A 7,216-nucleotide genomic window follows, 5' to 3' on the forward strand; every position below is an offset into this window, starting at 1 on the left:
AAATCAAATAATCACTATAAAGATCAAGCATATCCATTTAATTCCCTCCCTAAAATTAAGGGCGGAATTCTAATGCTTTTTAGTCAAACTACAAGTTTATGTGCGTAACATGAGTAATTTAATCCACTCGTCCTCCTGAGATTCTGTTATAATGCCTGCAAGACCCTTTTTTCATTAATATTATGCTGAGTTATCAACATGGCTATCATGCCGGAAACTTTGCCGATGTGATAAAACACCTTGGCTTAAGTAGTCTTACCCATTACCTGGTACAAAAGGACAAACCTTTGCTCTATTTGGAAACCCATTCTGGTAAAGGACTTTATGACCTTAGAGATTCACAAGCTGAAAAAACGAGTGAGTATAAACAAGGGATTCAATTGCTCTGGGCCAATAAGGGACAGTTACCTTTCCATTTTGCAGCCTACATCCAGACGATAAGTGAAATGAATGCAAACGGCACCTTAAGGTTTTATCCAGGCTCCCCTTATATCGCTTTAAATGCTTTACGGTCCATAGATAGAGCCTATTTTTGTGAGCTCCATCCTGCAGAATACGAAGTATTAAAAAATATTCCTCTAGGAAATAAAAAAGCTCACTTTAGTAATAGTGATGGCATTGCTGCATTGAATGCATTGTTACCTCCTCCGGAAAAACGAGGCTTAATTTTTATTGATCCTTCTTATGAGATTAAAGATGAATATAAAACTATCCCTCGCGCATTAAAACAAGTCTTTACTAAATTTAGTACTGGAGTCTATTGTTTGTGGTATCCGGTTGTGAATCGACGACTTAGTGATCAGTTGCTACGCCGTTTACAAGAAATTGGTGCTAAAAACAGCTTAAAAGTAGAATTTAATCTCACCGATAAAGTACAAAATGGAATGACGGGTTGTGGTCTGTGGGTGATTAATCCACCTTATACTTTTGCACAAGAAATGAAAAGTGTTTGTGAAACTTTAAAAAATTATTTTAATCCTAAGGAAGCGTTTTATACTGTCGAGGCCTATACTGGATAAAAGGAGTTAGCATGACAATTGTTCCTATTTCCGCTTTTTCAGATAATTACATTTGGTCACTAATTAATAGGAGTAAAAGCCTTTTTTCTTGTGTAGATCCAGGAGAGGCATACCCTGTCCTAAGTTTTGCGAAGGAACATAGTTTAACGCTTCAATCCATTTTTATTACCCATCATCATCATGATCATATTGGTGGGCTTGAAAAGCTAGTGGAGCACTACCCAGCTTGCACCGTTTATGGACCACTAGACTCCAGAATTCCCTTTATTACCAATCCTGTCAAGAAAGATCAAATTCTAGAACTAGGGGATTATTCTTTTCGTATCCTGTCTAACCCTGGCCATACCTCCACTCATATTAGTTATTTTGAACCGAATCAGCATTGGTTATTTTGTGGTGACACTTTATTTTCTGCAGGATGTGGTAAGGTATTTGATGGCACTTTGGAGCAGCTTTATGAGTCCTTACTCCTGTTCAAAACCCTACCGCAAACAACAAAAATTTTTTGTGCCCATGAATACACACAACAAAACCTGAGTTTTGCCCAAACCGTAGAACCTAGTAACGCTGAGGTTGTTAAATTCCTTTCCCATCTTAAAAATGATTCAATCACCTGCTCCTTGCCGTCTACACTAGCTCATGAATTATTAATAAACCCGTTTTTACGGCTTGCAGAGCCAGAGGTACAAAAGTATGCTTATCGACATGGGGCTCAATCCAACGCGCCTCAAGAGATTTTTTCTATTTTAAGAGAACAAAAAAACCAATTCCGCTAGGCGCTTTTTTTTTGGATTCACCACAAAAATACAAATTGCATTGCTTTTAATCATTATGGGTTGATGAATTGCAAAAAGACTTTAATAATTCCGATTTTTTTAGTAGACTAGTCAGTCAATTATTTTCACAGGTTAGGCTATTGAAATTTAAGTTTTTGATAACATTTAAATTCCTAGTAGCAATCGGCATTTATATAGCTTTTTTAAATCCGGTCAATAGTCAAACCGTGCCCGATGTATGGGACGTATTAAGAAATGAATTTTCTATAAGCCATGAAGTAACGCGCCCGGAAGTTCAAGAACAAATCCGTTGGCTGGCCGCACACCCTAGTTATTTGAATAAAGTAAGCCGCCAATCAGAACCATACATTTATCATATTGTCACTCAAATAAAAAAAAGACGTCTTCCTGGTGAATTAGCGCTATTACCCATGATAGAAAGTGCCTATGATCCTTTCGCCTATTCAGGTGCTGGTGCAGCAGGGCTTTGGCAGCTCATGCCAAAAACAGGAAGTGAGTTAGGTTTAAAACAAGATTGGTGGTTTGATGGAAGACGAAGCATAGGCCCCTCTACTGATGCCGCCTTAAACTATTTGGTCTATCTTAATAATCAATTTAATGGCAGCTGGAATTTAACTTTTGCTGCATATGACTCCGGTGAGGGCACAGTTTCACGGGCAATAAAAGCTTTAGGCCCCAACACACCACATACTTTTTGGAACTTAACGGTTCCACAAGAAACCAGGGTTTATGTACCCCGTTTATTAGCATTAGCGGAAGTGATTAAAAATCCTGCACGCTATCATATTAGTTTAACGTCCATCCCCTATCTGCCTTATTTTGAAGAAGTAAATATAGGCAGCCAAATTGATTTAAGTCATGCAGCTAGAATGGCAGGAATTAGTTATAAAGAATTGATAAAACTAAATCCCGGGTATAATCGTTGGACCACAGCGCCTTATAAACCTTTCAAGCTGCTAATTCCTGCGGAAAAAGTAGAAATGTTTAATTTAAATCTTTCTAATGTTCCAGAAGAAAAAAGAGTAAGTTGGACCAAACATCGTGTCCAGCGGGGGGATAATTTAAATAATATCGCAGTTCGTTATCACACTACCCCTAATTTGCTTAAGCAGGTAAATCAATTGAACTCTAATGCAGTACAACCTAATCAATCGATTTTAATTCCAAGTACTAGAAATACCACTGTGGTAGAAAAAACCCAAGAAACTAATGTACCCCCTCCAGTAGTAAAACCCCTGACCCTAGCTCGAACTCATCGTGTCATTCATATTGTTCAAGCAAATGATAGCTATCAACAACTCCAAAAACTGTATGGTGTTAGTGCCAAAGAAATTCAAGCCTGGAATAAATTATCAGCTTATCAAGCCTTACGGCCTGGCCAACAGCTTCTTATTTGGAAAAAAATAAAACCATCTGTAACTTATAGTGTAAAAACAGGCGATACCTTAAGTGCGATTGCGAGGAATCATAATACTAGTATAAATAGCTTAATTAAACTCAATCCCGGTTTAAACCCTAATATCCCTCTACGCCCGGGTCAGCAAATTTTAGTAGGTTGATTCTAATCGGCTTCAAGCGCTCAACCCTTGTTTAATTAATGGATGCATTATATAAACTATCATCAGAACCAGTAAGATTCAAAATGAGTTAACAAGGCTCCCGAGGGGCTAATTTTGAGGAATAGAAGGAATTTATTTTCCATTTCGGTATAAACTTTGCAAGAGACTAGGAAAATATTGTGTTATAATGAAGATAACTTCTTTATAAATTAAATTTATATGAAATTATTGTTTGATTTTTTTCCTATTGTTTTATTTTTTATAGTTTATAAATGTTGTGATATTTACACCGCCACGGCTGTAGCAATGGTGGCGTCAATTAGCCAGGTTGTATTTTATCGCCTCAAATTCCAACATTATGACAAAATGCACTTAATTAGTTTAGCGATTATTGTACTATTAGGCGGAGCAACTTTATTTTTCCATAACCCCCTATTTATTAAATGGAAGCCTACTGGTATCTATTGGTTATCTGCACTAGTATTTTTTGGTTCAAGCTTTATTGGCTCCAAACCTTTAATTCAAAAAATGATGGAAGCTAATGTTCAATTAAGTGAGAAAATCTGGCACAGACTTAATGTTGCTTGGTCCCTATTTTTTATTATAATGGGTGCATTAAATCTTTATGTTGCGTATTATTATGATACAGATGCTTGGGTAAACTTTAAACTCTTTGGCGGGGTTGGTTTAACGCTGCTGTTTGTATTAATCCAAGCATTTTACTTGACGAAGCATATGGATGAAAAAGGATTAGAAAAACAATAGACTAATTTTAGCAGGAGCCATAATGAGATTATTACTTGTCGAAGATGATGAACTTCTTGGAGATGCAGTAAAAACAGGTTTAACTCAGTTTGGCTATATTGTTGACTGGTTGAAAGATGGCGAAGCAGCTCGTGCCGCTTTAAAATCAGAATCCTTTGAATTGATCATTCTTGATCTTGGGCTACCTAAACTATCGGGTTTAGCACTTTTGCAACATGCTCGCCATGATGGCAACACAACCCCTATCATTATCTTAACTGCACGAGAGTCAGTCGAAGATCGCGTCAAAGGTCTGGATAGCGGTGCTGATGATTATTTAATTAAACCTTTTGATTTAAATGAATTAAGCGCCCGTATTCGAGCCTTAGTCCGTCGCTCTCAGGGACGTGCTGATTCCGTTCTGCAATATAGAAACATTACTTTAGATCCAGCTGCTCATTCAGTTTTAGTTGACGATGTATTAATTAATGTGCCCCGTAGAGAGTTTGCCCTATTACAAAAACTGCTAGAGAACAGCGGCCAAGTTCTATCACGCGAACAATTAATGCAAAGCATTTATGGTTGGGAAGAGGACGTTGATAGTAATGCCCTAGAGGTTCACATCCATAATCTAAGAAAGAAACTTAATGCTAATTTCATTCGGACTATCCGAGGCGTGGGTTATATGGCAGAAAAAAATGATGGTGTCGCCTTATCGTGAAGTCATCTATAAGAAAATTCTTATTAATTAATCTTCTCCTTGCTATTACCATCACGACAACGCTTACAGCGATAGGAAACTATTATTTAGACCAAAAAGATATTCAAGATCATCTCGATACCTTGATGGCTGTTTCGGCTCTCTCTTATCAGGCTTTGTTAGGAGACGATCTACATCAGCGACCCTTATTAAAAATCCAGAATAACTTGGAAACTATCCCCCAACGGATTAACACTTATTACCAAAAACGCTTTCTCAATGATGAGCCTCCAGAGAATTATTTGAACAAATTTAATTTTCAAGTATGGACTAATGGTGGCAAATTATTACTTCATTCTTCAACAGCGCCCAAAATCCCTTTAACAGCAGAAACAGATGGCTTTAGTGATAAAAGTATTTCTAATCAAGATTGGCGGGTATTTACGACTTATAATGACAAAGCCGGAGTAAGAACCGTCTTAGCAGAGCGTTACGACACCCGTAATGAATTAGGTCATAGAATTGCACAAGATGACTTATATATAATGTTACTTACTTTCCCCCTGTCCGGTTTACTTATTTGGATAATTATCGGCCGCGGTTTAGATAGTTTAGAGAAGGTAGCTGAGGAAGTAGCTAACCGTGCTCCTAGTCATCTAGAGCCGGTCGATCTGCATGAAGTGCCAGAAGAAATCAAACCCGTGATTGATGAATTAAATAAATTATTTTTTAGATTAAAAGAAGGCTTCGAACGAGAAAAACGCTTTGCCGCAGACGCAGCACACGAATTACGCACCCCTCTTGCCGCGCTCAAAACCCAAGCGCAAGTAGCATTAAATAGCAACAATATAGAAGAGAAAAACTTGGCCTTACAAAAGTTAATTGCTAGTGTCAATCGCAGCACTCATATTGTTCAACAATTGCTAACTATGAGTAGACTCGTGCCTGAAGCTGCCAATCTGCAAGAAGAGGACGAAGTCAACTTAGAAAAGCTCACCCGGGATATCCTAGCCATGTTAGCGCCCATTGCAGTCGAAAAACAAATCGAACTGGAGTTTGAACATGAGGAAAATATTCCCGTACTTAACGGAAATGCAACTGCTCTAGGTATATTAATTCGAAACTTAGTTGATAATGCCATTCGTTATTCAAATGAAAATGGCCGTATTATGGTTCAACTATTTAAGAAAAATAATGAAATCGTCCTTGAAGTCTGTGACAATGGACCAGGAATTCCACCCGAATTACAAGCTCGAGTTTTTGAGCGCTTTTTTAGAGTTCTTGGTAATAAGAGCCCAGGAAGTGGTCTTGGTCTTGCCATAGTACGCCAAATTTGTGAACTTCATGGCGGTCGGGTTATCTTAGCCTCTCCGGAAATTGACACCGGTTTGATTGTTAGAGTTTACTTACCGTTAAAACCTTCTAGTAACCGCTAAATTAATTATCCTCTCTAAAAAATAGATTGTATTTTAACCAAACAAATCTATAATGCCTCAAAAAATATCACATCTAAGGCAGAATGACTTATTTTATTACCACTAAAACTTACTCCGCAATGAGGAAACCCCATGTATACACGCATCGAATCGGTTAAATCCACCGGAACCCTTAGCGGAGAGGATAGTATAAATAGGTTAGTTGCTTTAAATGAGTGCCACTATCTAACCACTTTACAGGGTCAAAATCATATTAAAATATGGAAACGTCAAGATGATGGCAAACTACAAGCTCGTGATCTCTATATAGATATACCCCTTGAGTTTTTAGAAGGTGTCGAACCTAGCAAAAAAATATCCCTAAGTGAAAAAACGATAACTACTGACTTTATTGTTGATTATCTAGCAAGTTTTGCTAATGGACTCGTCCTATTAAAAATTAGTTATATACCTAATTCGACTCATTCTGTTCTATGCTTATTTAATCCTATAAGTTTAGACGCTACCTTAATAAAAACTGAAACTCGAATAGAGTATTTGCCATTCGATACGGATCATTTTATATCTCTTCTTCAAAAAGATAGAAAATATTATTTATTTCTTTGGGATCTAAACCAGGCGCAATCAATCAACACCATTGAAATAACAAAAAGTGAGTTTAGCAAAATTTCTGGAGCAATTGGAGTTTCTAAAGGGGAGTTGATTCTTAATACCCCAAAGCACCTATATTTTAAATCCTATCCTGGTTTTCCGATCTTAAAAATGGCGAAAAATAATTTAAAATCGGAGGGGCGTTTGCTTTTAACAGAAGAACCACTTAAAGAAGCTACCTTAACTAGCTTAATGACTCATGTTACGCACATAAACTTGTAGTTTGACTAAAAAGCATTAGAATTCCGCCCTTAATTTTAGGGAGGGAATTAAATGGATATGCTTGATCTTTATAGTGATTATTTGATTT

The 7,216-nt window shown here is 37.2% G+C and carries 7 protein-coding genes; all 7 read left to right on the plus strand.

Translation table 11 applies throughout. The features are described 5' to 3' along the window. Positions 1 to 182 precede the first annotated feature (182 nt). The 7 genes from ELY15_RS12150 to ELY15_RS12180 all read left to right on the plus strand — a co-directional run bounded on the left by ELY15_RS12150 (position 183) and on the right by ELY15_RS12180 (position 7,128). Positions 183 to 1,019, plus strand: a complete 837-nt coding sequence (locus ELY15_RS12150) for a 23S rRNA (adenine(2030)-N(6))-methyltransferase RlmJ (protein ID WP_127100397.1) — start codon at positions 183 to 185, stop codon at positions 1,017 to 1,019. An 11-nt stretch (positions 1,020 to 1,030) separates the two neighbouring features. Then, positions 1,031 to 1,795, plus strand: a complete 765-nt coding sequence (gloB, locus tag ELY15_RS12155) for a hydroxyacylglutathione hydrolase (RefSeq protein WP_127100399.1) — start codon at positions 1,031 to 1,033, stop codon at positions 1,793 to 1,795. Positions 1,796 to 1,935: 140 nt separating this feature from the next. Further along, positions 1,936 to 3,375 (plus strand): LysM peptidoglycan-binding domain-containing protein, encoded by a 1,440-nt coding sequence (locus ELY15_RS12160; protein ID WP_370449429.1) that lies wholly within the window; start codon positions 1,936 to 1,938, stop codon positions 3,373 to 3,375. A 219-nt stretch (positions 3,376 to 3,594) separates the two neighbouring features. Continuing rightward, positions 3,595 to 4,140, plus strand: coding sequence for a septation protein A (locus tag ELY15_RS12165; RefSeq protein WP_127100403.1), 546 nt, complete (start codon positions 3,595 to 3,597; stop codon positions 4,138 to 4,140). Between the two features lie 22 nt (positions 4,141 to 4,162). Then, the gene (locus tag ELY15_RS12170; protein ID WP_127100405.1) at positions 4,163 to 4,840 is read left to right on the plus strand and encodes a response regulator; all 678 of its coding nucleotides are present in this window, start codon (positions 4,163 to 4,165) and stop codon (positions 4,838 to 4,840) included. Further along, on the plus strand, positions 4,837 to 6,255 hold the full coding sequence (locus ELY15_RS12175; RefSeq protein WP_127100407.1) for an ATP-binding protein: 1,419 nt from the start codon (positions 4,837 to 4,839) through the stop codon (positions 6,253 to 6,255). Before ELY15_RS12170 ends, ELY15_RS12175 begins: the two co-directional genes overlap by 4 nt. 132 nt (positions 6,256 to 6,387) lie before the next feature. Beyond that, the gene (locus ELY15_RS12180) at positions 6,388 to 7,128 is read left to right on the plus strand and encodes a hypothetical protein (protein ID WP_127100409.1); all 741 of its coding nucleotides are present in this window, start codon (positions 6,388 to 6,390) and stop codon (positions 7,126 to 7,128) included. Positions 7,129 to 7,216 lie beyond the last annotated feature (88 nt).

The sequence above is a fragment of the Legionella sp. km772 genome, from assembly GCF_003989735.1.
Lineage (GTDB): Bacteria > Pseudomonadota > Gammaproteobacteria > Legionellales > Legionellaceae > Legionella.

Excerpts from the sequence above, each read along its gene's own strand:
- ELY15_RS12150 (WP_127100397.1), top strand. The coding sequence starts at position 183 with ATGCTGAGTTATCAACATGGCTATCATGCCGGAAACTTTGCCGATGTG.
- gloB (WP_127100399.1), top strand. The coding sequence starts at position 1,031 with ATGACAATTGTTCCTATTTCCGCTTTTTCAGATAATTACATTTGGTCA.
- ELY15_RS12165 (WP_127100403.1), top strand. The coding sequence starts at position 3,595 with ATGAAATTATTGTTTGATTTTTTTCCTATTGTTTTATTTTTTATAGTT.
- ELY15_RS12170 (WP_127100405.1), top strand. The coding sequence starts at position 4,163 with ATGAGATTATTACTTGTCGAAGATGATGAACTTCTTGGAGATGCAGTA.
- ELY15_RS12180 (WP_127100409.1), top strand. The coding sequence starts at position 6,388 with ATGTATACACGCATCGAATCGGTTAAATCCACCGGAACCCTTAGCGGA.